At 69.6% G+C, this 23,801-nt stretch carries 18 protein-coding genes and 1 tRNA gene; 6 read left to right on the plus strand and 13 right to left on the minus strand.

The genetic code is table 11. The features are described 5' to 3' along the window. Positions 1–661: 661 nt before the first annotated feature. Positions 662–2,536, minus strand: a complete 1,875-nt coding sequence (locus O5O46_RS11065) for an ATP-dependent nuclease (protein ID WP_269855178.1) — start codon at positions 2,534–2,536, stop codon at positions 662–664. A 322-nt stretch (positions 2,537–2,858) separates the two neighbouring features. Here O5O46_RS11065 and O5O46_RS11070 point away from each other — a divergent pair, with 322 nt between their 5' ends. The 3 genes from O5O46_RS11070 to O5O46_RS11080 all read left to right on the plus strand — a co-directional run bounded on the left by O5O46_RS11070 (position 2,859) and on the right by O5O46_RS11080 (position 5,905). Further along, positions 2,859–3,752, plus strand: coding sequence for a phosphorothioated DNA-binding restriction endonuclease (locus O5O46_RS11070; protein ID WP_269855179.1), 894 nt, complete (start codon positions 2,859–2,861; stop codon positions 3,750–3,752). 166 nt (positions 3,753–3,918) lie between these two features. Further along, on the plus strand, positions 3,919–4,677 hold the full coding sequence (locus O5O46_RS11075) for a DUF5131 family protein (RefSeq protein ID WP_269855180.1): 759 nt from the start codon (positions 3,919–3,921) through the stop codon (positions 4,675–4,677). Positions 4,678–4,777: 100 nt separating this feature from the next. Beyond that, positions 4,778–5,905 (plus strand): three-Cys-motif partner protein TcmP, encoded by a 1,128-nt coding sequence (locus tag O5O46_RS11080; RefSeq protein ID WP_269855181.1) that lies wholly within the window; start codon positions 4,778–4,780, stop codon positions 5,903–5,905. Here the strand turns inward: O5O46_RS11080 and O5O46_RS35465 are convergent. From O5O46_RS35465 to O5O46_RS11105, 7 genes are all read right to left on the minus strand, one after another. Beyond that, entirely contained in the window at positions 5,826–6,194 is a 369-nt protein-coding gene (locus O5O46_RS35465) for an ADP-ribosylglycohydrolase family protein (RefSeq protein WP_443072461.1), read from the minus strand. The genes O5O46_RS11080 and O5O46_RS35465 overlap by 80 nt on opposite strands. A 19-nt stretch (positions 6,195–6,213) precedes the next feature. After that, positions 6,214–7,944 carry a relaxase/mobilization nuclease domain-containing protein gene (locus O5O46_RS11085; RefSeq protein ID WP_269855182.1) on the minus strand — a complete coding sequence of 577 codons (1,731 nt, stop codon included), beginning with the start codon at positions 7,942–7,944 and terminating at the stop codon, positions 6,214–6,216. An 8-nt stretch (positions 7,945–7,952) separates the two neighbouring features. Next, entirely contained in the window at positions 7,953–8,117 is a 165-nt protein-coding gene (locus O5O46_RS35300; RefSeq protein WP_333482357.1) for a MobC family plasmid mobilization relaxosome protein, read from the minus strand. 53 nt (positions 8,118–8,170) lie between these two features. Beyond that, positions 8,171–8,509 carry a hypothetical protein gene (locus tag O5O46_RS35305; protein WP_333482358.1) on the minus strand — a complete coding sequence of 113 codons (339 nt, stop codon included), beginning with the start codon at positions 8,507–8,509 and terminating at the stop codon, positions 8,171–8,173. 408 nt (positions 8,510–8,917) lie between these two features. Continuing rightward, entirely contained in the window at positions 8,918–9,778 is an 861-nt protein-coding gene (locus tag O5O46_RS11095) for a DUF2637 domain-containing protein (protein WP_269855183.1), read from the minus strand. Positions 9,779–10,157: 379 nt separating this feature from the next. Beyond that, positions 10,158–11,456 (minus strand): DUF3631 domain-containing protein, encoded by a 1,299-nt coding sequence (locus O5O46_RS11100; RefSeq protein WP_269855184.1) that lies wholly within the window; start codon positions 11,454–11,456, stop codon positions 10,158–10,160. Between the two features lie 266 nt (positions 11,457–11,722). Beyond that, on the minus strand, positions 11,723–11,953 hold the full coding sequence (locus tag O5O46_RS11105; protein ID WP_269855185.1) for a hypothetical protein: 231 nt from the start codon (positions 11,951–11,953) through the stop codon (positions 11,723–11,725). A gap of 94 nt (positions 11,954–12,047) precedes the next feature. Here O5O46_RS11105 and O5O46_RS11110 point away from each other — a divergent pair, with 94 nt between their 5' ends. After that, positions 12,048–12,728, plus strand: coding sequence for a helix-turn-helix domain-containing protein (locus O5O46_RS11110; RefSeq protein WP_269855186.1), 681 nt, complete (start codon positions 12,048–12,050; stop codon positions 12,726–12,728). Then, positions 12,725–14,326 (plus strand): tyrosine-type recombinase/integrase, encoded by a 1,602-nt coding sequence (locus O5O46_RS11115; protein ID WP_269855187.1) that lies wholly within the window; start codon positions 12,725–12,727, stop codon positions 14,324–14,326. The genes O5O46_RS11110 and O5O46_RS11115 overlap by 4 nt, the downstream gene beginning before the upstream one ends. Before the next feature lie 128 nt (positions 14,327–14,454). Here O5O46_RS11115 and O5O46_RS11120 read toward each other — a convergent pair. After that, a tRNA-Thr gene (locus tag O5O46_RS11120) sits at positions 14,455–14,528 on the minus strand. 121 nt (positions 14,529–14,649) lie between these two features. Between O5O46_RS11120 and O5O46_RS11125 the strand changes: the two genes are divergently transcribed. Then, positions 14,650–16,125: an MFS transporter gene (locus O5O46_RS11125; RefSeq protein WP_269855558.1), complete on the plus strand. Its 1,476-nt coding sequence runs from the start codon at positions 14,650–14,652 to the stop codon at positions 16,123–16,125. Positions 16,126–16,136: 11 nt separating this feature from the next. On the opposite strand, the gene O5O46_RS11130 is transcribed toward O5O46_RS11125, so the two are convergent. The 4 genes from O5O46_RS11130 to tmk form a co-directional block, all read right to left on the minus strand. Beyond that, a complete protein-coding gene (locus O5O46_RS11130; protein ID WP_269855188.1) occupies positions 16,137–17,732 on the minus strand; it encodes an alpha/beta hydrolase in 1,596 nt (531 codons plus the stop codon). A 118-nt stretch (positions 17,733–17,850) separates the two neighbouring features. Then, the gene (locus O5O46_RS11135) at positions 17,851–18,990 is read right to left on the minus strand and encodes a hypothetical protein (RefSeq protein WP_269855189.1); all 1,140 of its coding nucleotides are present in this window, start codon (positions 18,988–18,990) and stop codon (positions 17,851–17,853) included. Between the two features lie 147 nt (positions 18,991–19,137). Further along, positions 19,138–20,370, minus strand: coding sequence for a DNA polymerase III subunit delta' (locus tag O5O46_RS11140; protein ID WP_269855190.1), 1,233 nt, complete (start codon positions 20,368–20,370; stop codon positions 19,138–19,140). A gap of 329 nt (positions 20,371–20,699) precedes the next feature. Beyond that, the gene (gene tmk / locus O5O46_RS11145; protein WP_269855191.1) at positions 20,700–23,765 is read right to left on the minus strand and encodes a dTMP kinase; all 3,066 of its coding nucleotides are present in this window, start codon (positions 23,763–23,765) and stop codon (positions 20,700–20,702) included. Positions 23,766–23,801 lie beyond the last annotated feature (36 nt).

The raw sequence follows: 23,801 nt of genomic DNA on the forward strand, positions 1-23,801 counted from the left end.
GCCCGGCCGCTGAAAGGTTCGCCGCCGTCTCCGCCGTATAAAGCCCGGCGTCTTCGCGCACCGGCTCGGCGATGGGTACCCCACCCCTGCCCTGCCTCCTTCGCCACACGCCCCCTTTCGAGCTCTTAGAGCTGACAGCGAACTCGGCATCCTTGCCGAAGAGACCGAAAGCGGGCTGACGATGCTCATGGTTCCCATGCACCCACGCACCGGCCACCCTGGCATCTGACCCGTTTCCGCCTGAGGGACGGTGCACGAAGGACAGCCGACACGCAGTGCGATGCAGCTGAGACCGAACGAGCACTGTCAATGCCGCGCAGATAACAGGCTCGGTTCCGGTAGCCCACCCATTTCACCCGGTTTAGCATGGAATACACACCGCTCTTCAGATAGGGGTGATGTCAGTGCCATAGGGAAGACTCTGAGTGTGGGGGAGGGAGACTCATGACTGACCAGCAAAATGGCTCTGACCAGCGCATACCTGCTCCGAATGGTTGCCGATGGTGTGGGCTTGAGGCGCGGGAGCATGCGCAGCGCTGGAAGCCTCCGGTGGGCTGGCACAAGTGGGAACCGCCGACATTAGAACAACGCAAGGAACGCATGCTCGCACGGCGGCGGCGCTGCGGCGGTACAAGTGAGACTAGGTCAGCGCTGCGCGCTCTTACCCTGCGGCCAGCTTTCTGATCTCGCCGAAGATCTCCCGCAGCTGTGCGGGCACCTGATCAGGGCTGGTGAGCATGCTCACCAGCCCGAACATCATGTCGGGTTTGCCGCTGGGCCCGTTCGGGCTGTCGTTGCGGAGCATGTTCAGCACTTCCTTGCTGAACTTCTTGCCGCGCCGAGCGGTGAAGTCGTCCGTGGTCCACAGCGCACCGTCCTTCGGCCAGAGTTCGTTGGCGGTCGCGGCCCACAGGTCGTCCGGGAACAGTTCCTCCAGCTCATTGAAGGCGTCTGGCTCGCCCACGAAACGGACAACGTCGCTGAAAGCACTGCCAAAGAACTGCTGGAGTCGGGCTTCCTTGAACAGCCCCTTGGGTAAGGTGCGACTGTCGGCGTCCACCATGAGCATCACGGAGCGGCCATGCACGACCAGGTAGTGAGCGAGGTGCAAGGCCCCCTCATTGTTGAAGCACGCCCACAAGGCGATGCCGGCTGACTGGAGAGACTGGCCCTCCGACAGCCGGAACAGCATGGGGATCACCCGCTGTTCGGTGTCGCCCTCGACAGCCAGAAAGCAACGCTCATGCAACAGAACGGAGTTGCGAAGGCCAACCGCTGCGGCCATGCGCCCAAGGTGCACGTCGATGTCGTCGTGGGTGTCGGCCCCCAGCCGCTCGATCACCGTCCGTCCGTGCTCCAGTCGCAGATGCACGACGTCGGCGATGTCGACACCGTCGATAAGGTTCATGGAGTGGGTGGCGACGATTACGTTCACGTGGGGCAGCGCGCTCTGGTCACGGATGAGCTGCATGATCTTGCGCTGGTGCCCGTAGTCGAGGTGCGTGTCCGGCTCGTCGTAGATCACGATCGTATGTACCGGAGGCGGGACATCGGCGGTGGCCTCAGGGTCAGCTGAGGAGTCGACGTCGGCGAACTCCTCGCGCGTGAGCAGCTGGCTGTTCCACTCCCAGATCGCCAGGGAGATACGGCGTGCGCTGCCTAGGCCGGAACGATCCAGGCCCACGGTCTCGCCCTTCATACGGGCAATTCGCAGCGGCGCACCCCGGAAACCGTGAGTGAACGAGACCACAGGCTCGACATCAACGTCAGTGAGGTCGTCGCAACGGCTCTGAATGTGCTCGCACAGAGACCGGGCGTCGTCCTGAAGTCGCTCCTTGATCCCGGCCTCGATCGACTGCAACTGGCCTTCAAGCATGGGGTCCGCCATATGGGCCTGATAGCGGCCCATCAGCGCGGTTTTCACCGCAGCGTCGGGATCGGCCGACTTCCCGTCGAACGGCATCAGCCGGGGCATGCGGCGCTCCATCTCCTTGGGAGCAGGAACCCAGCCCGACGTTGAGGCGTGGACCATGCCATACCTGCATAGGGCTGGCTCGATGTCGCCGCGCTTTATGGACGACAGCTCAGGGAGCAACTGCTTGGCGAGGGCTCTCACCTCGTTGAGGGACAGTTTGGAAGGGTCACGCAGTCGTTCGTCGTCCGCGAGCGGCGCCCAGCACTCAAGGACGGGGTCCTCATCGTTGACAGCACGCCGCCGTACGCGCAACTCCTCGGTCGGGAAGCCGAATGTTTCCAACTCCCAAGAGTCGAGGGTGAACTGCCCCTCCACCCATGTGGTCGAACACCGCAGGAGAGGCGCCGAGTCATCGACGTCCACGCCATCGGAAGAGCCGAGCTCGTACGTACGATCGTCCTCGGTCAACTGCTCATTGCCCACGAGGAACGTCAGCGCGGCAAGCACTGCGCTCTTACCGCCGTCGTTCTGGCCGGCGAGGATGGTCGGTGCGCTGACCGGTATGTCACGGACGTCCTTGAGGGATCGGAATCCGCACACGGTGAAGCTGTGCAGGTGCACCGTTCTCAGCCGCTCCGTTCCCTAGCGCCTCGGGGCAGGCGCAAGCCATAAGAGGCGCCTCGCCCCAGACTTTGACCCGGGCAACAGCCAACCCAGACGCATCATCATATGTCTTGCGAAGACAACCTGTTGGCGCCGTGAACGGATCTGATCGATTCAGACCGACACCGAGCGAAGCCTGCCTGCCTCGGGCTCAACGTCACGGCTGACGGCACCTTCATCGCCCACGAACCGCACCACGCGCGCGTCCTGTTCCCAGGCATGCAGATGTCCTGAGCAGTGTCCACACGTGTGCGGGCAGGCCCGTCTACGATCAGCCGCCATGGACTGGCTGGAGCGGATCGCGAAGCTAAGGCAGTGGACCAGGAGCGGTACCCGCGCTCCACACAAGCCGTTGCTGCTCCTATACGCCCTCGGCCGATTCCAGGATGATGCCGACGACGGCCTGGGATACACCGCGGTGGAACAGGACCTGCAGCGCCTGCTGACCGAGTACGGCCCACCCCACAAGACGACACCCGCTTATCCCTTCCACCACCTGGTCAGCGACGGCGTGTGGGAAGTGCACACCGATCGCGGACCGGGCAGCCCCGGCAGCGGAGTACGGGACCTCCGCGAGACGGGCGCCACCGGGCAGCTCGCGCCGGACTTGAGAGCCGCCCTGCGCCGTGAACCGGACCTGCTCGGCAGAATCGCGCGGCTGTTGCTCGACCTGCACTTCCCACCCTCACTGCACAGCGAACTATGCGAAGCCGTCGGCCTGGAACTCGAGCCGGCGGAGGCCGAGCAGTTGTCTGCAACGCGCAGGCAGCGGGATCCACGGATGCGGGAGCTGGTCCTGACCGCCTACGAGTACCGGTGCGCCTTCTGCGGATACGACGGCAGAATCGGCGCGGTACCGGTCGGGCTGGAGGCCGCCCACGTGCGCTGGAGGGCGTTCGGAGGACCCGACGAGATCGAGAACGGACTGTGCCTGTGCTCGCTGCACCACAAGCTCTTCGACAAGGGCGTGCTCGGCGTGGGGGACGACCAACGCATCCTGGTCTCGCAACGCTTTGTCGGTCACAGCCCCGTCGCCCGCGAGCACGTCATAGCCCTCGCAGGCCGCCCGCTCGTCGGCCCACAGCCCGGCGCACGCCCTGTTGCCGCAGCTCACCGCGACTGGCACGCCCGACAGGTCTTCCACAGCGAACCGCGCCCTGCCACGGCTGCCTGACCCCGACAGCCACCCACGAGACACCCCCTTCACAGAACGTGCGTTCGGCCTGAAAGATGGGCACGGTCGCGTGCCAGTTCGGTACGTCGCTCGTTAGGCAGCGCAGTCGAAACGCAGAGTGGGCAAGCGCTGGTGGGCCTTGCCCAACTGCTACCGGAGGGGACCCATGGGCGATCGCAGCACCATCGAGTGGACTGAGGCGACCTGGAATCCCACCACCGGTTGCGATCGCATCTCTCCCGGGTGCGACAACTGCTACGCCCTGACGTTATCCAGACGCCTCAAGGCGATGGGGGTGGCGAAGTACCAAGCCGACGGTGATCCCAGGACATCTGGTCCCGGCTTCGGCCTCACCTTCCATCCGGACACGCTGGCCATCCCACGTCAGTGGAAGACCCCCCGCATGGTCTTCGTCGACTCAATGAGCGACTTGTTCCACGCGAAGGTGCCCTTGGACTTCATAGAGCAGGTCTTCCAGGTAATCGCCGACACCCCACAGCACACCTATCAACTACTGACGAAGAGGGCCCGCAGGCTCCGGCGGCTGGGAGGCCAACTCGACTGGCCTCCCAACCTCTGGATGGGCGTCTCCGTCGAGAACGCGGATCACCTCGATCGCATTGACGACCTGCGGCAAGTGCCAGCCGCAGTGCGGTTCTTGTCTTGCGAACCACTGCTCGGCCCTCTGACAGGTTTGCGCCTGGACGGCATCGGCTGGGTGATCGCAGGTGGCGAATCCGGCCCCCAGCACCGCCCCGTGCAAGAGGGATGGCTGGTCGAGATCCGCGATGCCTGCAATAGCGCCGACGTGCCGTTCTTCTTCAAGCAGTGGGGGGGCCGCACTCCCAAGTCCGGAGGCCGTGAACTCGCCGGCATCACGTGGGACCAGATGCCACCCCGGCTGCGCGTGGCAGCAGCGCAGTAACGGCCAATCTCCGACGGGAGCCGTACGCGCTCTGGTGGCATATGGCAACGGTGTGTGACCCTCTCCCCAGCGGGGTCGTATTGGAGCAGGGGGAGCGGTCATGGCCGTACCGAAGGATGCCGTGTGGGAACGCGATCCGCACACGGCCGCCAAACACGACTTACTCAAGCGGTACTTGGAAGCGTGGGCGCCGATTCTGCTGTCGCGGAACGACGTGATCACCTACGCGGAAGGGTTCGCGGGCGCCGGCGTCTACAAGCAGGGCGAGCCCGGATCTCCCGTCGTCGCCTACGAGGTCTTCGCCCGCGCTCTGCACCGTTTTCCGAAGCGCGTGCGTCTGATCCTCATGGAGGAAGACCATCGACGGGTAGAAGAATTGCAGCGCCGGATGGCCCTCGCTCAATCGAGGCACGCGGACGACATCACTGCACGTCTGTCGGTCGACATCGGACAAGGAGACTTCCACCCGGCCCTCCTGAGGAAGCTGCAGAGTACCGGCAGGCTGGGCAAGCCCCTCTTCGTCCTCTTGGACAGCTTCGGTGGGCCCGACGTCCCATACTCGCTCCTGCATGAACTCGGTCGCTACCGAAGCACGGAAGTCATGGTGACCTTCGAGCCCGCCTTCCTCACTCGGTTCGCCGAGAGACACGACGGCCACCGGCAACTCGGCGACGAAGCCTTCGGCGGCCAGGAGTGGCAAGACGTATTCCGGCAGCCTCCCTCGCACAAGTTCACGTTCCTGCGCGAGCAATACCGGGCCACGCTGCGCCAGGCCGGTTTCACGCACACGCTGTACTTCGAGATGGTCGACGAGGGCGGCAGGAAGCTCTACCTGATCTTCGGTACCCAACACGAGCGGGGACTGGAGAAGATGAAGGACGCTATGTGGAAGGTAGACCCTTCCTACGGCGTCCGTTACCGCGACCCCAGGGACACCGAACAGCAGGTGCTGGATCTCGTATTCGAACCGGATACGGCTGCGCTACGACGGATACTGTACGACTTCCTTGCCGAAGCGCCCAAGGGGCGAACCGTCGGGGAACTCCAGCGCTACACCCTCTTGGAGACCGTCTACCGGCCCGCCCAAGTGATCACGGCTGTCCGACAGCTACGTGAATCGGGTGCCGTGGCGGCGGAATCTCGTGCCATCAACACCAAGACCCGAGTGAGCGCGGCGGCGATCCCGCCCTCTGCCGGTGCGTCAGCCGAGCAGGGTGCCCTCTGGTGAGAAGCCCGAGGATGGTCCACAGGGCGTACGCATGTACCAACGCACCCAGCAGCGCTCGTGGGTGCCCATGTGTCGTCGTGGCGTCACGGACCACGTCGGTAGCCAGGTCACCAAAGGAACCCTCGTGGTGGACTATGACGTGCGGCGCGACGCGCATGGCCGCGCCGTTGGCCTCGGTACTGAAGCACTTCTCCTGGTCATCGGCCCTCTTGCCCCAGGCCGATTCATGCCTGAGGCACCATAGATGTGTTCGGCGATGTCGACGGGGACTCTGTCGTTGATCTGCCACAGGGCCCCGCCTGACGCTGCTATCGACGCTGTCGGTTCTGCTGTCCGGTGGACGTCGTGGCCGCAGGAGGCCGGGGAGTTTGTACGTGCTGGGCGGGGACTCCGACGGCGAGCGTCGAGCGTAGGCGGGCGGCTTCGGCACGGCGGTTGGTCACCGGGTTGCGGGCCGTGTGTTGGATGCGGGTGAGGAGGACCCGAGCCGGGAGTCGGGCGGTGTCGAGTTCACGTTGTGAAGCGGCCTCGTTGAGGAGTTGGTGGGGTGTGTGGCCGCCTGCTTCGGCGTCGGCGAGGACGGTGGCGAGGGCGGGCCAGTTGGGGTCGGCGAGAATGCGGGCCGCATGGTCCGGAACGGCGGCTTTGACGTCGGCTGCGAGGGTGTTGCGGGTTTCCTGCCTGGGTTGGCGGCGGGTGAGTTCGGCCAGTTGCTCGGCTGTGGCCTGGTCGTAGGCGGTCTGAAGGTGCTGGACGGCCTGGTGGGCGGCTGCGCTTTGCTGGGCGTGGCTGCGGGCTTGGTGCCAGCGTTCGGCGAGGACGACCGACCAGATCATGGCTTCGAGGAGCACGGCGAGGGCACTGCCGTCCTTGCCGGTGCCCGCATAGACGATGTCGCGGGCGGCGGTGCGCAGGCTGGCCGCCGCTGCGTTCTCTGCGCGGATCTGGGAGCGCTGGGCTCGGGCGAAGGCTCGTGTCGCTGCCTGGAGTTCGGCGCGGACGTGGTTGGGTGCGGTTTGGGCGGTGGCCTCGATCAGCTCTCCCAGCGCGGCGATGTGCGCTTGGGCCGTCGCGTCACCGCCGCCGTCGTCGGTGTCGGTGAGGTGGATGGTGAGGGTGTCGAGGGTTTCGGTGGCGCGTTGCCAGGGGGTGCTGGGCCGGTTGCGGTGGGCGGTGGGGTACTCCTCGGGCGGTGTGGTGGCCAGGCGGTCGCGGAGCTTGGGCAGGGACAAATCGGGGGCGATCTTTCCGCCGGGGTGGTAGATCTGCTGGCCGTTGTCGTTGACGTCGCCGGGCCGACCGACGGCGTAGCCCAGGAGGTCACCGGACGGTCCGCGGCGGGCCTTGACCTCGACGCCGTCGGCTTCGAGATAGGCGAGGAGTTCCGCAACGGTGGCGGCGTGCGGGATGGCGGCCCGGATGCGGTCCTGGAGCCATTCGCGACTGGTTTGCTCCCAGCCGAGGCGTTCGGCCTTGTGCATCTCGCCCTGCGTGGGGCGCCTTGTGGCGGTGCCGTCGCCGGGGTTGAGTTGGCGTAGGCCGTAGTGCTTTTCGATCTGGCGGCATTCCTCCCCGGCGCGGACGCCGCTGTTGTGGAGTTTGGGGCGGCGGCCGTCCTCGCGGACGGTGGTGGCCAGGATGTGGATGTGGTCGTCGGCATGGCGGACGGCGATCCAGCGGCAGGCCAGGTCGTCGCCTTCGGGGGCGATTCCGGTTGTTTGGACGATGCGCTCGGCGATCTCGGCCCACTCGGCGTCGGACAGGTAACGGTCTTCGGGTGCGGCGCGCACGGGGCAGTGCCAGACGTGGTCGGTGAGTTGCTTGCCCGCTTCGCTGATGCGCAGCCGGACCGGTTCATCCAGGTAGCGGGCGAGTTCGGTGAGGGTGGCGCTCTCGATACGGCCGGGGTCGGGCATGCCGAGCATGGCAAATCCGGCGACGATGTGGGGGTCGTGGTGTTCGTCGTGGCGGCCGGGGCCGTAGAGGTAGGCGAGCAGTCCGCGGGTGTTGGAGCCGGGCTTCTTGATGGCGGCGATCACGAGGTCGTTCAGGCTTCCTGGTCAGCGGGCTGGCGGAGGGCTTCGGCGATCTGCGTGAGCAGGTGGTGGAGTTCGTCCACGGTGTGGCGGATGTCGGCGGCCGGTTCGTAGCCCCCGTTGAGAGCGCGGGCGATCTGGTTGATGTTGTTGGCGATGCCGTTGAGCTGTCGCATGACCTTGGCGCGGAACTCGTGTGTGAGGCGTCGTTCTTCCGCGAGGGGCAGGTCTATGAAGAACCAGCCGTCGATGAAGGCCAGGACGACGTCGGCGGCGAACCCGGACAGACCTCGGTAGCCGTTGGCGGCAGCAGCTCACTCAGCCGGGGATGCTCCTCGGGCTCGAACCGCAAAGGCCCGACCCGCTCCGCGCGCTTGACGCCAGTGAAGCGGCGGTTCTTCAGCTCGTCGCCCTCGTTGGCGACAGGGCCACTGTCGTCGGTGGCCTCGGTCGGGCGGAGGCTGTCGAGGATCTGCTTCTGGACGGCGTGGAGTTCATCCGGGTCGGGGCCGCCCTCGGCCACGGCCTTCTGGTCCGGCGCGCCCTCGCGCTGAGCCGTCTCCGCCACCCCTGGGGCGGAGACTCCCCGAATCCGGCCGCGAGTCGGACTCGGGGTACTACTGGCTGCGAAGTTGAGCGCCCGCCGCAAACGCTCCTTCCAGCCGCCGGACTTCGCAGGCGGCTCGGTGCCTCCGTCGGCGCTGGATGCGGGGTGCGGGCTGGTGCTCACGACATTGTCTCCGGATGGGGGTCGGTGGTGTAGATCGGCGGCTGGCTGTCACCCGCGAGGTACAGGCGTGGTGACCAGGACTGGACGGGTTTGGTCGGGCCGGATACGGGTGTGTGAGGAGCGGCTGACCGGATTCGCGGAAGCCCGTGACGACTGACCGGACTTCCGCGAAAGGGAAGTTGAGAGCGGGAGCGACCGGTCACCAGGCCAGGCGGCGGACGGGTAGCACCTGTCCCGAGGGCGCGGTCACTCGTGGGCAGGGTGCTCGCGCGCTTCCTCATCCCGCAGGTCAGCCGATTCCGCCAGTTCGGCGCGCAGAAGGTTCATCAGCTGGGTGAAGCGAGCGCTGCCGATGGGGAGGCTGGCTTCCCGGATGGCCTGCTGCACCGCGGCGACCGTCACACCGTGCTCGGCGACGGCCGGTCGGGCGACCGCCAGAAGCTGGTCCATGCTGGCCCCAGGCGGACGGCCCGTGCGCTTCCGCCGGGCTGCGGCCTCCCGGTCAGCTTGCGGTTCCAGCGACTGGGCCCGAGTGCCATCGTCTGTGTCATCAGAGTCTGGACCGGTCTGGGTCGTACCGGTCGGCAAGGTAGGCCCACTCGCTGCGTGGTCGTTGACCGCGTCGGTCCAGTCGTTGGCGCCAGCATCGGGTGCCGGGACAGCCGTGTGGCGGGCGATGAGGATGCCGAGGTGGACGGCTCCGGCCAGGGCGAGTGGGGCGATCATCGACAGAGCGCCGACGGCAGTATCACCGAGGTGCAGTCCCGATCGGATCGGGGTCTGGTCGTTGAGTCGGACGGCATGCAGGGTGTTGGCCCAGACGCTGGCGGCGGTGGAGGCCAGGAAGAGAGTCCAGACGTAGGCGCGGGCGGTGAAGGCCGCCCCGCGCAGGATCAGCAGTGCACGGACGCCGTAGGCGATGAACCCATCGATGACCAGCGGAAAGAGATAGGTCAGGGCTCCCCGGACGTGGATGGCCTCGGCGGTCTGCCGCAACGCGTCGTACGACAAGGCGAATCCGGCTGCGGCCAGGCCGATGATGGCGGCGCGATCCCAGGCGGTTACGCGGCTGGCTGGTATGCCGCAGGGCGGTGTGGTCGTGGACATGGTGGAGCGGTCTCCGTGGCTGGTGTGGGGATTGGTCTGGGGTTCCGTCTTTGCCGTCTTAGGCGTTGCAGCCGCAGGTCAAGGCGGTCACGGCAGGAGGTGGCGGGACGGCACCGGCATCCGTCTTGGCTGCAGGTGCCGTCTTGCGGAGACGTCCGGTGACCTGTGGTTTTACGGCTGGGACGGCATGGACGGCACAAGACGGATGTGGGTGCCGTCCCAGCCCCGCCCGCCTGCACGGCGGTCGCTGCGCTTGCAGGTAGGCGGGCCGGTCTCGGACTGTGTGCCGTCTTCCGTCTGGTTGCCGTCTTGGCCGCAGCCCGTCTGAGCTGCGCGATCACGGCAGGGACGCCAGGGACGGCAACCAGGCGGCGGCCGTTCAGCCTGCGGCGCGTTCGGCGGCGTCCAGGGGGTGGATGGTGGGGCAGTACCGCCGCCAGGCGTCGGCGAACTTGTTGCGCGTGTAGCCCTTGCGCTGGATCTCGCCGACTCGTACGTTGCCCGGCCGGATGCCGTACCCGCGTAGCATCGCGCCAAGTCCACGGGCGGTCAGGCCGCTTCGCCCCGACTCGCCCCATGGTGCCTCGGGGTCGTTGTTGAGGGCGTACAGCAGGTCGTCGGTGCACAGGCTGTCGACGTCGCCCCGGGTGAAGAAGATCCGCCGGATGTCGGCCAGGATTCGCGCGCCGCCGGGGTTGTCCTCCTCGGTCTGGATCTCGGAGGCGACCATGCGAGCGCACGCCTGCCGGGCCAGTCGTGGCCAGGGGCCGCCTGCCAGGTCAGCCACGATGATCAGGGGCTCCCATGTGTCGGCGGCCCGGTCCTCCACCGGCATCTGAGGCTCCAGATGCAGGGCCTGGTCCAACAGGGGCTTGGTCCAGGCGGCCAGCCTGGACCGGATCGCGTGCAGGGCCGGGGTGTCCCGCTTGGAGCGGAACGGCGAGACCCGCTCGCCTTCGGCGCGGCGCCGCATGCGGATGACCACCGACCGGTCCATGATCGTGTCCGGCAGGTCCCCGATGCCCGCGATGGCAGCCATGGCGAAGGTGTGGAACTGACGGGGCGTGTGATCGTTGCCCACTACTCGCAGCACATACCGGCCGCGCTGGTGGCCGGCGTTGAGTAGGCCGCGCATCTCCTCGTTCTTCTCCGCCATCTTCGGCGTGCCAAAGATCGTGTCCGCCTCATCCACCAGCAGCGTCGGCGGCTCCTCGCCGATCGAGCGGAACACAGCCGCCGGGGTGGAGTTGACCGTGATGACCGGGTCGTGCACCGTCTCGGTCAGCACGTCCAGCAGCCGCGACTTGCCGCACCGCTTCGCCGGGCCGACCACCGCAAGACGCGGCGCGTGCTGCCACGCGGGCTGTAGATGCGTCGCCGCCACCCACAAGGTGACCGCGTCCAATGCCTCCTCGGACGGCAGGATCACGAACCTGGCGATCAGCCCTTTGAGCTGGGTCAGCAGGTCGGCTCCCTCTGTAGGCGGAGCGTCTGGCATGACGTCGATCTCCGTCGGTCCGCCAGGCTCGACAAGAGCGGCGGCCTCTCCTTCTCCACAGGCTGTGGATTCGACGATGCGCCGACCCGACTGACACTGGCCGGGCTGACCGGGCACCGCGACCGGCGGCCAGATCGTCTTGGCGGGTGCGGAATTTGTATCGGGTGTCGTAGGTTGCATGAGGCAGCTCCTCGTCTGGCGGTTACGGGCTTGCCCGCCCTTGCCGCCGGGTTGGTTCACATGAAGCCGTGCAGGGGTGTTGCTCGGGCCTCCGGCGTTGCCCCGCCGGAGGCTCGCTGTGTTCAGAGACTGAACGCTCGCTCTGTCTCGTGTCGGAACGCTCGCTCTGTTCCCTGAGGGAACACGGACAGTACGTCCACGCCCGGCGACAGTCCAGCGCTTCTGTGTCAGCTCAGCGCAGAAACGTCTGCCATAGTGCCCTACCTTCACGCCGCCAGGCCCAGCAGTTCCAGCAGGTCCGCCGTCACCACGCGGTAGGCGTTGCCCAGCCGCAGCACCCGGCACGGATACGCGCCCCGCTTCGCCAGCTCATAGCCCTTGCTCCGCCCCAGTCCGAGTGCCCGGTTGCCTGTCTCCAGGTCAACGGCAGCAGGGAGGGCGAGAAGCTCCTCCCGGCTCATCCCCTTCACTCGCTCAGTCGTCGCGTCTCCGCGCATGCGGCACCCCTTTCGATACAGCCCATGGCGAACGTGCCCATCACGTCCGGCTCCAGGCGTCTACCAACCAGGATGGCCAAGCTAATGTGTCTGCATGACACAACGCCGTTTCGATGATGAAGAGGACGACTTCCCGGAATGGGTGGATCGGATCAAGGCCAACGTGGCTGGCGAAGTCCGGCGCAGAAGGAAGGAGATGGGGTGGAGCGCACAGGATCTGGCGGACAAGTGCGAGCAACTCGGGCATCCCATCCCGCGCAACGTGATCGCCAACATGGAGTCCGGCCGCCGGGCCAACCTTCCGCTGGTGGACGTCATGGTCCTGGCCGCAGCCCTGGAGACGTATCCGGTCTGCCTGATCTTCCCGGTCGGGTACGTCGACCAGACCCAGGAACTCCCGTTCCAGCACCTCGTACCCACCTGGGACGCCCTACGGCGCTTCACCGGCGAGGAAGAAGTACCGATGTACGACGCCGGGCTGGTCCCCGACTTCGAACTTCACGCCAGCCTCGTGCGCACCGCCCTGGCCTGCCTCGAAGAGGAAGAACGGGCGCGGTTCACAGCCAAGACGGCAACCAGCCGCGCCCAGCAGGAAGAAGCCGAACGGAAGCGGACCGAGTACGCCGACCAGGCCATCTCCGCCAAGTACAACCTCCGCCAACTCCGCCGGGAGATCCGCGAGGAGGGAGCCACCCCACCAGAGCTGCCACCCGCACTGGGCGATGTCGACGTAACCGAATCCGACACCAACACCACCCCGGAGAAACACCTTTGAAGGGTTCCACCCACCGCCGCTGCTACTGCCGCGACCCCAAGACCGGCAAACCGCTCGGCAAGTCCTGTCCCAAGCTGGCCAGCCGCAAGCACGGCTCGTACTCCATACGCCAGGAACTCCCGCCCCGCGAGGAAGGCTCCCGCCGCTCCTTCAGCCGCGCGGGCTACGAGAGCCTCAAAGCCGCCCAGGCTGACCTCGACCACGTCCGCGCGCTTCTCGGCCTCGCCGACGCCGACGATCCGGAAGGCGTCGCGTTGATCGCTGCCATGTTGGAAGAAGTCGGCGCCGAGAAGACACCTTTGCCTGACGTCGAGGAGACGCGGCGGCGCCTCAAGTCCGGCCAAGACCTGATCGGCCGCCTGACGGTCGGCGAATGGCTCGACCAGTGGCTCGCCGCCAAGCGCATCCGCAAGTCGGGGGTGAGCCGTTACGAGACGGACATCCGGATCCACCTCAAGCCGCGCATCGGCCACCTCCGGATCGATCGGTTGCGCGTCAGCCACCTCAGCGAGATGTTCACGGCCATCGCCGAGGCGAACACGGTCATCCTGGACGAGAACGCGCAACGGCAGGCACTGATCGATGAGTTGGCCACGGTACCGTGGAAGGGTGCGGAGAACCGCGCGCGCCGCAAGATCATGCGTGAGGCACTCGACTCGATGCCGCCGTTCCGGCGCGTCACCGGTGCCGCCACCCGCCAGCGGATCCGGGGCACGCTGCGGGCCGCGCTCAACGACGCCATCGCCCAGCAGATCATCACCTTCAACCCTGCGGCCCACGTCGAACTCGACCCGATACGCAAGCCCAAGGCGCTGGTGTGGACGGACGAGCGAGTGGCCAAGTGGCGCGAGAGCGGCGAGAAACCGTCGTCCGTTATGGTCTGGACGCCCAAGCAGACCGGCGCCTTCCTCGACCATGTCGCGGACGACCGGCTGTACGCGATGTGGCACCTCATTGCCTTCCGCGGCCTGCGCCGAGGCGAGGCGTGCGGGCAACCCTGGTCCGAGACCGATCTCGCCAACCACACCCTCACGGTGACAACCCAACTCGTGCAGGACGGCTGGGAGGTGGAGACCTCCGACCCCAAAACCGACAGCGGCTTCCGCGTCGTCGCGCTCGACGACGACACGGTCGGGGTCCTGGAGCGGCACCGCAAGCAGCAGGAGGCTGATCGCGCGGCGTGGGACTCGGCGTGGGTGGAGACCGGCCACGTCTTCACCCAGGAGGACGGTTCCTGGCTGCACCCCGGCAAGGTCACCGACTACTTCGAACGGCTCGTCGCCTCGTCCGGCCTCCCGCCGATCCGGCTCCACGATCTGCGGCACGGTGCGGCGACGCTGATGCTCGCGGCCGGGGTCGACGTGACGGTGGTGTCCGACACCCTCGGACACAGCGACACCCGGATCACGCGCGACATCTACCAGAGCGTCTTCCCCGAGGTCGCCAAGGACGCGGCCGAGGCCACCGCGAAGTTGGTTCCACTTCAGCGGAAGACCGAGGCGGAGGAGGCCCGCAAAGCCGCCAAGAAGGCGAAGGACAAGGCGAAAGCCGAGGCCAGGGCGGAGAGGAAGGGCAAGCGGAAGAAGCTCAAGAAGTAGGGCGCCGGGCCGCTCCGCTCACGCATCGCTCACGCAAGCCACCCCACAGCACCCCGGCCGTGTGACGCGTCATGCCCCGAGCAACACAAAAGGCCAGGTCACGGGCTATGTGACCTGGCCTTTGCCGGAGCCGCCTAAGGGAATCGAACCCTTGACCTACGCATTACGAGTGCGTCGCTCTGGCCGACTGAGCTAAGGCGGCGTGTTGCAACGGCGCTAAGTCTACACAGTGCGTGGGGGTGCTCCGCACGTGGATGAATGGTGCGTATCGTTACGTAGCGTAGCGAAAGAGATGAGGTGGGTGTGGGGTCGGCGCGGTGGGGATGTTGGCCGTGTTGTGTACGAGTCTGCTGCTGGTGGCGATGGACGCCACGATCCTCAACGTGGCGCTGCCGTCGTTGATCGACCAGTTGCGGCCGGGGGTGCTTCAGCAGTTGTGGATCATCGACATCTACGGGCTGGTGCTCGGCGGGCTGCTGGTGTCCACCGGCGCGCTGGGTGACCGGTACGGGCGCAAGGCGCTGTTCCTGGCGGGGTTCGGGCTGTTCGGGGTGGCCTCGGTGGTGGCCGCGACGGCGGGCGGCTCGTGGCAGCTGATCGCGGGACGGGTGCTGTTGGGGCTGGGCGGGGCGCTGGTGATGCCGTCCACGCTCTCGCTGATCCGGAACATCTTCACCGACCCGCGGGAGCGCACCCTGGCCATCGGGATCTGGGCGGCCGTAGCGGGGGCCGGCGCCTCGATCGGGCCGCTGGTGGGCGGGGTGCTGGTGGAGCGGTACGGGTGGTCGGCGGCGTTCTGGGTGAACGTTCCGGTGGTCGTGGCGGCGGTGGCGGCCGGAGTGTGGCTGCTGCCGGAGTACAAGGATCCGCATCCTGGCCGGTTCGACTGGCCGGGGGCGTGCCTTTCCGTAGTCGGCATCGTGGCCCTCGCCTGGGGCATCAAGCACGTCGCCAAGGGCTCCCCCTCTCCGGCCGATCTGCTGGTCCTGCTGCTCGGCCTGTTGGCCCTGTCGGCGTTCGCCGGGCGGCAGTTGAGGCTGCCCGATCCGCTGCTGGACGTAAGGCTGTTCACCAAGCCGGCCTTCGTGGCCGCGGCGCTCGCCACGCTGATGGCGATGCTGGCGATCGGGGCGGCGCTGTATCTGATCTCGTTGTGGTTGCAGTACGTGCACGGGTATCCGCCGTTCCAGGCGAGGCTGCGGACGCTGCCCGCGGCGCTCGCCACGCTCACCGGTGCGCTGTCCGCGCCGTGGCTGATGCACCACCTGGGCGTGCGGGTGCTGCTGGGCGGCAGCCTGCTGGCGCTGGCCGTCGGGTTCGCGGTGCTCGCGGTGGTGCCTGAGCCCACCACGTATCCGGTGGTCGCCGTGGTCCTCGTGGCGCTGGGGCTCGGGGACGGGCTGGCGATCACCACCGGGGCGGCGGTGTTGGTCTCGACGGTCCCGGCGGCGCGGGCCGGGCAGGCCGGTGCCGTCTCTGAGACCTGCTACGAGCTGGGGGGCGGACTCGGGGTGGCGCTGCTGGGCAGCATCCACGCCGCCGTCTACCACGGGCGGTTCCGGCAACTACCTTTGGGCGCACGGTACTTGGAGACGGCGCGGCAGTCGGTCGGCGGCGCGGCCGAGGTCGCCCGGCAGGTGGGCGGGGCCGCCAGGGCGAGCGTACTGGCCACCGCGCGGGCCGCGTTCGACAGCGCGCTCACCACCACTGCGTACGTCTCCGCGGGCATCGTGCTCGCCGCTGCCGTACTGGCCACCGTTCTCGTGCCGCGCGGCTTCACCGTGACCGCCGCGCACTGAGCGCACGGCCGTCACGCGCAGGTCTTGCCGCTCGGCGGAACGCTTCCCTCCAGCAGGTAGCGGTTGACGGCGGTGTCGACGCAGTCGCTGCCGCTGGCGTAGGCCGTGTGCCCGTCGCCCTGGTAGGTCAGCAGCCGCCCGGAGGAGAGCTGTCCGGCGAGCGACCGCGCCCACTCGTACGGGGTCGCCGGGTCGCGGGTGGTGCCGACGACGACGATGGGCGCGGCGCCCTTGGCCTCGATCCGCATCGGCCGCCCGGTCGCCTTGACCGGCCAGGAGGCACAGCTCAGGCTCATCCAGGCGAAGTCGGGACCGAGGTGCGGTGAGGCCTTGCGGAAGGCGGGCAGCACGGCCTGCACATCGGCCGCGCTACGGGTGGCGGGCGGCAGGTCGAGGCAGTTGACGGCGGCGTTGGCGTACATCAGGTTCGAGTACGAGCCGTCGGTGGAGCGCTCGTAGTACTGGTCGGACAGGGTGAGCAGCGGGCCGCCGTCGCCCCGGTTGGCGGCGGACAGCGCCACCCGCAGCACCGGCCACAGCTGCTTGGCGTACATCGCCTCGATCAGCCCGGAGGTGCCCAGCGACTCGCCGAGCTGACGGCTCTGGCCGGTGGGCAGCGGATGCGCGTCGAGGTTGCTGAGGAACCTGACGATGTACCGGCCCGCGGCGTCGGTGGTCTGGCCCAAGGGGCAACCGGTGTGCCGCACGCAGTCCTTGGCGAACGCCTGGAACGCGGTCTCGAAGCCCTCGGCCTGGGTGCGGCTCTCGTCGAGGGCGGACAGCGAGGGGTCCATCGCGCCGTCGAGTACGAGTCGGCCCACCCGGGACGGGAACAGGCCCGCGTAGGTGGCGCCGAGCATGGTGCCGTAGGACTTGCCGAGGTAGTTGAGCTTGGCGTCGCCGAGCAGTGCCCGCAGGATGTCCATGTCGCGAGCCGCCTCGATGGTGCTCACGTGCGAGAGCAGCTTCGCGGAGTGCTGCTCGCAGCCGTCCGCGAAGCGCTGATTGGCGGCGCTGATCGCGTTGATCTCGGACTGGTTGTGCGGGTCGTTGTCGACCTGGGTGAACGCGTCCATCTGCTGGTCCGTCAGGCAGACGACGGGCTCGCTGCGGGCGACGCCGCGCGGGTCCATGCCGACGATGTCGTAGCGGGCGCGCACCGGTGCCGGGTAGCGGGCGGCGGCGATCTGCGCGTAGTCGACCGCGGAGCCGCCGGGTCCGCCTGGGTTGACCAGCAGCGAGCCGATCCGCTGGCCGGGGCCCGTGGCCTTCTTGCGGGTGACGGAGAGGGCGAGGTCCTCGGCGGCGACCGGGTGGTCGTAGTCGAGCGGGGCCTTCATCGTGGTGCACTGGAAGCCCGCGGAACCGCAGTCGTGCCAGACCAACTTCTGCGCGTAGTACGGCTTGAGGGCGTCGGGGACCGCGGTGGGCAGCGGGGCCAGGGGGGCGGCCGCCCGGCTGGCGGACGTCGTGTCCGACGCGGCGACGGTGCCGGTGGGCGTCGAGGCGGCGGCGCTGTGTCCGGTTCCGGCCGAGCAACCGGACAGCAGCAGGCCCGCGACGGCGAGCACGGTCGTGGAGGTACGGAGCAGGCGTGCGGTGTCCATGGGTGCCACAGGTCCTCCCGTCGGGTTTCGCGAGCCTATCCACACCGTGGTCCGGTATGCGTACTTCCGCGAGTTCTTATGAGTGATTGCGCGTGCGGGTTTTCGACCGGACCTGTGGTCAGCGGGTCCGCCGGACGGTGTCCGGCCAGGAGGCACGGAGGGCCGCCATCCGGGTGAGCCAGTGCCTTCGGCGACCGTACGCCAGACGGTGCCGAGACGGATGCCGGTACTGGTACGGGTGGCGGTGCCGGTACGGATGCCGGTGCCGGTAGGCGTGCGGGTGCAGTTCCTCGGTGAGGTAGCCGGAGACCAGGGCGAGCAGATGGCGCCGGGCGTCGCCGCCGAGGGCCGGATCGCGGGTGACCTCGTCGAGGAACCGGGCCCGCACCCCGCTTCGGCGCAGCTCGGTCCGCAGCCGCAGCCCGGAGGCCCGCTGACGTGACTCGTCCACGGCGGCGGCGAGCAGCAGCCGTGGTCGGGGCCCGGGCCTCCCGCGCGGGACCGCGATGCCCGCGCTCTCGTAGGTGCCGGAGACGCCGGCCGCCGCGCGGTACCGCTCGGGGTGGGCCAGTTCGGCGCGCACCGCGCACCGCGCGCCGTCCCCGAGGCCGAGGACCGCGCGTGCGGCGCGGCCCCGGGCGGTGCGGTAGTGGCGGGCGACGGCGTCGAGGGCTGCGGACGGGTCGGTGCCGCAGTCGCGCGGCTGAACGACGATCATTGGGTCGGCCAGCCCGTGGGCGATCGAGCCCGCCAGCGCGGCGTACAGCCGCCCGCCGTCCCGTTCATCCGGCAGATAGGCGGCGACCAGCGGAAATTCCTCTGCGCCCGGGCGGTCGTACTGTGCGGGCAGCCAGACCCGGGTGCCGTCCGGCAGCTCCTGGAGGGTCCCGTCGGCCGGATGCGCCACGGTGCGCGGCTGCTGGGGAGCCGGGTGCGGTACGGGGTGGGGTGCCGGGTGCGCGGGACGGTTCGCCAGTGGGCGTACGGCGGCGGGGCGCCGGGCGGACGTGGCATCGGCGGCCTGGGCGGTGCTGGGGCGGGTCCCGGTGTGCGGCAGCTGGATCGCGTAGCCGATGGCGGTGACCAGCACCAGCAGCGCGGCGGCGGCGCGGAGCGCGACCGGGCGGTAGTCGGTGGGGAGTTCGTAGACCCGGCCGCTGCGCTCGGCGGACCAGCGCAGCACGGCGGCGCGGGCGAGCAGCGCCGCCACGACGGCGAGTGCCGCGAGCGGCGCCGTACGCAGCAGGGCAGAAACCACGGACGCACCAACCTGGGGGGACGACATCGGGCCGTCCGGCCCGGGGCTGCGTGCAAGGCTTCCCCCCGACCGGCGCGCCGCCAACCGCGCGGTACCCGAGGATCACCCGAAGGCACCAACCGCTGACGGCCGCCCGGGTCACCCCGGTCAGCCCGCGCGCAGCGCCATCGCCATCGCCTCCACCGCGAGCAGCGGCGCCACATTGCCGTCCAGCGCCTCGCGGCAGGCCAGTACCGCCTCTATGCGGCGCAGGGTGTTCTCCGGTCGGCCGGACGCCGCCAGGCGGTTGACGGCGTCGCTCACCTCGGCGTTGGCGATCGGCGTCGACGTGCCCAACTGGACGGTCAGCACGTCACGGTAGAAACCGGCGAGGTCGGTCAGCGCCTGGTCCAGGGTGTCCCGCTGGGTGCGGGTGGCACGGCGCTTCTGACGGTCGGCCAGCTCCTTCATGACGCCCGCCGTGCCGCGCGGCATCCGGCCGCCGCTACCAGCCGCGGCGCCCAGCGCGGCGCGCAGCTCCTCGGTCTCCTTGGCGTCGACTTCCTCGGCGACCTGCTTGGCGTCCTCGGTGGCCGAGTCCACGAGCATCTGCGCGGCCTTCAGACAGCCGCCTATGTCGTCGAGTTGGAGCGGCAGCCGCAGCACGGCGGCCCTGCGCTCCCGAGCCCGTTCGTCGGTCGCCAGCCGCCGCGCCCGGTCGATGTGGCCCTGGGTGGCGCGGGCGACGCTCGCGGCCAGCTGGGGCTCGATGCCGTCGCGGCGCACCAGCACGTCGGCCACGGCGTCCACCGGTGGAGTGCGCAGGTTCAGGTGGCGGCAGCGGGAGCGGATGGTCGGCAGTACGTCCTCGATCGACGGTGCGCACAGCAGCCACACCGTGCGGGGGGCGGGCTCCTCGACCGCCTTGAGCAGGACGTTGCCCGCGCCCTCGGTCAGGCGGTCGGCGTCCGCCAGGACGATCACCTGCCAGCGGCCGTTGGCCGGGGACATGGAGGAGCGGCGCACCAGGTCGCGGGTGTCCTTCACGCCGATCGACAGCTGGTCGGTGGCGACGACCTCCACGTCGGCGTGCGTACCGACCAGGGTCGTGTGGCACCCGTCGCAGAATCCGCAGCCGGGCGCGCCACCGAGCGCGCGGTCCGGGCTGACGCACTGCAGGGCGGCGGCGAAGGCGCGGGCGGCGGTGGCACGGCCCGAGCCGGGGGGGCCGGTGAACAGCCAGGCGTGCGTCATCTTGGATGACGCACGCGGTGCGGGCACGGCACCCGTGGTGCCCGTGGCGGTCTCGGCAGCGGTGACCAGCGCGTCGGCGTCGCGCGCGGCGGCGGTGAGCTGCGCTACGACGGGGTCCTGGCCGATCAGGTCGTCCCAGACTGCCATGGGGGTGCCTTTCCCTGTGGTGCGTGGGTCTCATTCTGGGGGATGGGTCTGACAGGGGCTCCTGCCATCCGCCCGCGCCCCTTTCCGGTGAGGCCTCTTTCCGGGTGGCGCCGCCTTCCGGAGGGCCGCCTTCCGGTGGGGCGCCTTTCCGGTTGGGCGCCTTTCCGTGGGACCGGCGGGGCCGCCTCTCCGGTGGGGCCGCGGTCCGGGCACCCCGCTGGCAGGGGGCATCCCAGGGGCCGGGGGACGCGCCACAGACCCTTCTCCGGGGCCGCGCGTCCCAAGCCCCGGCCCCACACGCGCACCGATGGAGCGCCGCCGGAGGCGGCCTACCTCTTGCCGCGGCCCCGTCGGTCGTCGGAGTCCTCGTCGCGCGGGCTCAGCAGTTCGTCGGCCAGCGTGGGCAGGTCGTCCAGCGGGGTCTCCTCTGCCCAGCTGGGGCGAGGGCGCTTGCGGGGCTGGGGGTCCACCTGGGGGAGTTCGCGGGTGCGCTCCTCGTCGCGGAAAAGCCACGGCGGAACGCGGTCCGCGGGGTTCGCCTCGGGGCGTACCGGAGGCAGCACCGCGGTCTCGTCCTGCGCGGAATCGGGGCGCACCGGGGGCAGTACCGCCGTCTCCTCGGCCTCCGAAGGCCGTACCGGCGGCAGTACCGCCGTCTCCTCGGCGTCCGCCGGGCGGGGGACCTCGACGGTGCGGGTGTTCTCCGCCTCCGGCGGGGTGGCGCGCGGGGTCTCCACCGTCTGCGTGGTGTCGTTCGGCTCGGCCACCGTCGGGGTCTCGACCGTCTGCTCGGCGGCGGCCGCCGCCTCCGCGGCCTGTCGGGCCTGCTCCGCGCGCAGCAGGGCCTCCTCGGCCTGGCGCTGCCTCTCCAGACGGCGCTCCTCCGCTTCGGCGCGCAGCCGGTCCTGCTCGGCCTTCTGACGGCGCAGCCGCTCCTGCTCCTCGGCCTGGGCGCGCTCCTCGGCCCGCTTGCGGGCCTCCTCCGCCTGGCGCTCGGCCTCCTTGCGGGCGGCCTCCTCCTCGGCCCGCTTGCGGGCCTCCTCGGCCTGGCGCTCGGCCTCCTCGCGGCGGCGCTGCTCCTCGGCGAGGCGCTTGCGCTCCTCCTCCTCGGCACGCAGCCGGGCGAGCTGCTCCTGGCGTTCGCGCTCCTGGCGCTCCTCCTCGGCCTTGCGGGCGGCCTCCTCCTCGGCCCGCTTGCGGGCCTCTTCCGCCGCCTTGCGCTCGGCCTCCGCGCGGGCCTCGATCTCCTGCTCGGACAGCGGCAGCAGCTGGTCGAGCCGGTGCCGGATGATCCGCGTCACCGCCTCCGGTTCCTGGCCGGCGTCGACCACCAGGTACCGCGACGGGTCGGCCGCGGCCAGCGTCAGGAAGCCCTTGCGCACCCGCTCGTGGAACTCCACGGGCTCGGACTCCAGCCGGTCCGGCGCCTCCGTGAACCGTTCCCGCGCGGTCTCCGGCGAGACGTCCAGCAGCACCGTCAGATGCGGCACCAGCCCGTTGGTGGCCCACCGGGAGATCCGGGCGATCTCGGTCGGCGACAGGTCGCGCCCAGCGCCCTGGTAGGCCACCGAGGAGTCGATGTACCGGTCGGAGATCACGACTCCGCCGCGCTCCAGTGCCGGGCGGACGACGGTGTCGACGTGCTCGGCGCGGTCCGCGGCGTACAGCAGGGCCTCGGCACGGTGCGAGATGCCGGTGCTGGAGACGTCCAGCAGGATCGACCGCAGTCGCTTGCCGATGGCGGTGGCGCCGGGCTCGCGGGTGATCACGACCTCGTGGCCCTTGCCTCGGATCCACTCGGCGAGCGCCTCCACCTGGGTGGACTTGCCCGCGCCGTCGCCGCCCTCGACCACCAGGAAGAAGCCGCTGGCGCCCGACGTCTGCTCCGGCTCACCGCCCCGCAGCGCCTCCCGCAGGTCGCGCCGGAGCGACACGCCCTGCCGGTCGTCGAGCTTGCCCAGCACCAGCGCGGCCACCGGCAGCAGCAGCGCGCCCACCAGCATGAGGGTGTACGCCGCACCGCCGTGGTCGAAGGTGAAGTGCCCGGTGACCACCCGGTGCGGCCCGATCGCGCCCGCGACCAGCGGTGCGACGACCGCGGCGGCGCCCACCGCGACCCGTACCACCGCGTGCAGGTGCTCGGTGGTGCGGGCCCGGCGCGGCTCCTCGGCCTCCTGGTCGATCAGCGCGTGGCCGGTGTTGGCGGCGACCCCGGCCGCGTAGCCCGCGAGCAGCGCGAGCAGCAGCACCGTGGTGGCGTCCGGCACCAGTCCGACGAGCAGCAGCGCGATGCCGCAGACCGCGATGGCCAGGCCGAGCAGTCGGCGCCGGGAGAGGCCGGGCAGCACCCGGGTCGCGGTGCGTACGCCTAGTACCGGCGCCGCGGTGAGCGCCAGCACCAGCAGCCCGAACTCGACCGGTCCGCCGTCGAGGTCGGCGGCGTGCAGCACGGTGAGCGACACCGCCGCCGCTACGGCCCCGGCGACCGCGCCGCAGGCCAGCACGAGGGTGGGCAGCGCGCCGGTACGGCCGCGCTCCTGGCCCGCGGGCCCCTTGGGCAGCCGCAGGCCCTCCAGCGGCGAACGCGGCCGGGGCGTGCTGGTGCCCGGCAGTTCGAGGAAGTACAGCACCGCGATGGACGCGGCGAACAGCCCGGCCGCGACGTACGAGGAGAGCGCGACGGGGTGCAGGGAGAACCATTCGACGCCGACCGCCAGCACGTTGTTGACGAGCGTGACGACGACCAGGCCGGCCGCGGCGACCGGCAGCGCGACGAATCCGGTGCGCAGGTTCAACCGGCGCAGCGCGTCGAGGTGGTCGGGGGCGGGCCGCACCGCGCCGCCGTCGGCCGGTGGGGCGGGCAGCAGCGCCGGGGCGGCGCCGTCCTTGGCGACCTTCCAGAAGCGCTCCGCGACCCCGGTGACGAAGACCGTCACCAGCAGCCAGGCCAGCGCGCTGTTCGGCAGCCACTCCACCCACAGCGGGGCGACGACGAACAGCGCGAGCCGTACCCCGTCCGCGCCGATCATCGTCCAGCGGCGGTCCAGCACCCCGGAGGGCGCGGTGAGCGCCGACAGCGGTCCGAGCAGCACCGCGCCGAAGACGAGGGTGGACAGCAGCCGCAGCCCGAAGACGGCGGACAGCGCGAAGGCCACCGCGCGGTAGCCGCCGCCGAAGCTCTGCGCCTCGTCGGCCGCCTGGACCGCCAGCACCAGCAGCACCAGCAGTCCGAGTCGGTCGCCGACCGCGCCGGTGAACTGGGCGGTCCACAGCTTTCGCAGGGTCGGAATACGCAACAGCGAGGACACGGCACGCTCGCGGGAGTCCGCGGCGAGTGCTTCCGTGAAGTCGGTGGAACCGTGGGCCTCGCCCGTTGGCTGCTCGGCACGCGTCATCCTGCCAGCCTAACCGCAGGGGCCCCGCGCGAACCG

It is taken from the genome of Streptomyces sp. RPT161 (assembly GCF_027533845.1).
In the GTDB taxonomy this organism is placed as follows: domain Bacteria; phylum Actinomycetota; class Actinomycetes; order Streptomycetales; family Streptomycetaceae; genus Streptantibioticus_A; species Streptantibioticus_A silvisoli_A.

What these genes read in the sequence shown, in the direction of transcription:
- O5O46_RS11130 (WP_269855188.1), bottom strand. Translation starts at nt 17,732, where the DNA reads ATGGACACCGCACGCCTGCTCCGTACCTCCACGACCGTGCTCGCCGTC.
- O5O46_RS11105 (WP_269855185.1), bottom strand. Translation starts at nt 11,953, where the DNA reads ATGCGCGGAGACGCGACGACTGAGCGAGTGAAGGGGATGAGCCGGGAG.
- O5O46_RS11080 (WP_269855181.1), top strand. Translation starts at nt 4,778, where the DNA reads ATGGCCGTACCGAAGGATGCCGTGTGGGAACGCGATCCGCACACGGCC.
- O5O46_RS11125 (WP_269855558.1), top strand. Translation starts at nt 14,650, where the DNA reads ATGTTGGCCGTGTTGTGTACGAGTCTGCTGCTGGTGGCGATGGACGCC.
- O5O46_RS11075 (WP_269855180.1), top strand. Translation starts at nt 3,919, where the DNA reads ATGGGCGATCGCAGCACCATCGAGTGGACTGAGGCGACCTGGAATCCC.
- tmk (WP_269855191.1), bottom strand. Translation starts at nt 23,765, where the DNA reads ATGACGCGTGCCGAGCAGCCAACGGGCGAGGCCCACGGTTCCACCGAC.
- O5O46_RS11095 (WP_269855183.1), bottom strand. Translation starts at nt 9,778, where the DNA reads ATGTCCACGACCACACCGCCCTGCGGCATACCAGCCAGCCGCGTAACC.
- O5O46_RS11140 (WP_269855190.1), bottom strand. Translation starts at nt 20,370, where the DNA reads ATGGCAGTCTGGGACGACCTGATCGGCCAGGACCCCGTCGTAGCGCAG.
- O5O46_RS35300 (WP_333482357.1), bottom strand. Translation starts at nt 8,117, where the DNA reads ATGCGACAGCTCAACGGCATCGCCAACAACATCAACCAGATCGCCCGC.
- O5O46_RS11100 (WP_269855184.1), bottom strand. Translation starts at nt 11,456, where the DNA reads ATGCAACCTACGACACCCGATACAAATTCCGCACCCGCCAAGACGATC.
- O5O46_RS11110 (WP_269855186.1), top strand. Translation starts at nt 12,048, where the DNA reads ATGACACAACGCCGTTTCGATGATGAAGAGGACGACTTCCCGGAATGG.
- O5O46_RS11070 (WP_269855179.1), top strand. Translation starts at nt 2,859, where the DNA reads ATGGACTGGCTGGAGCGGATCGCGAAGCTAAGGCAGTGGACCAGGAGC.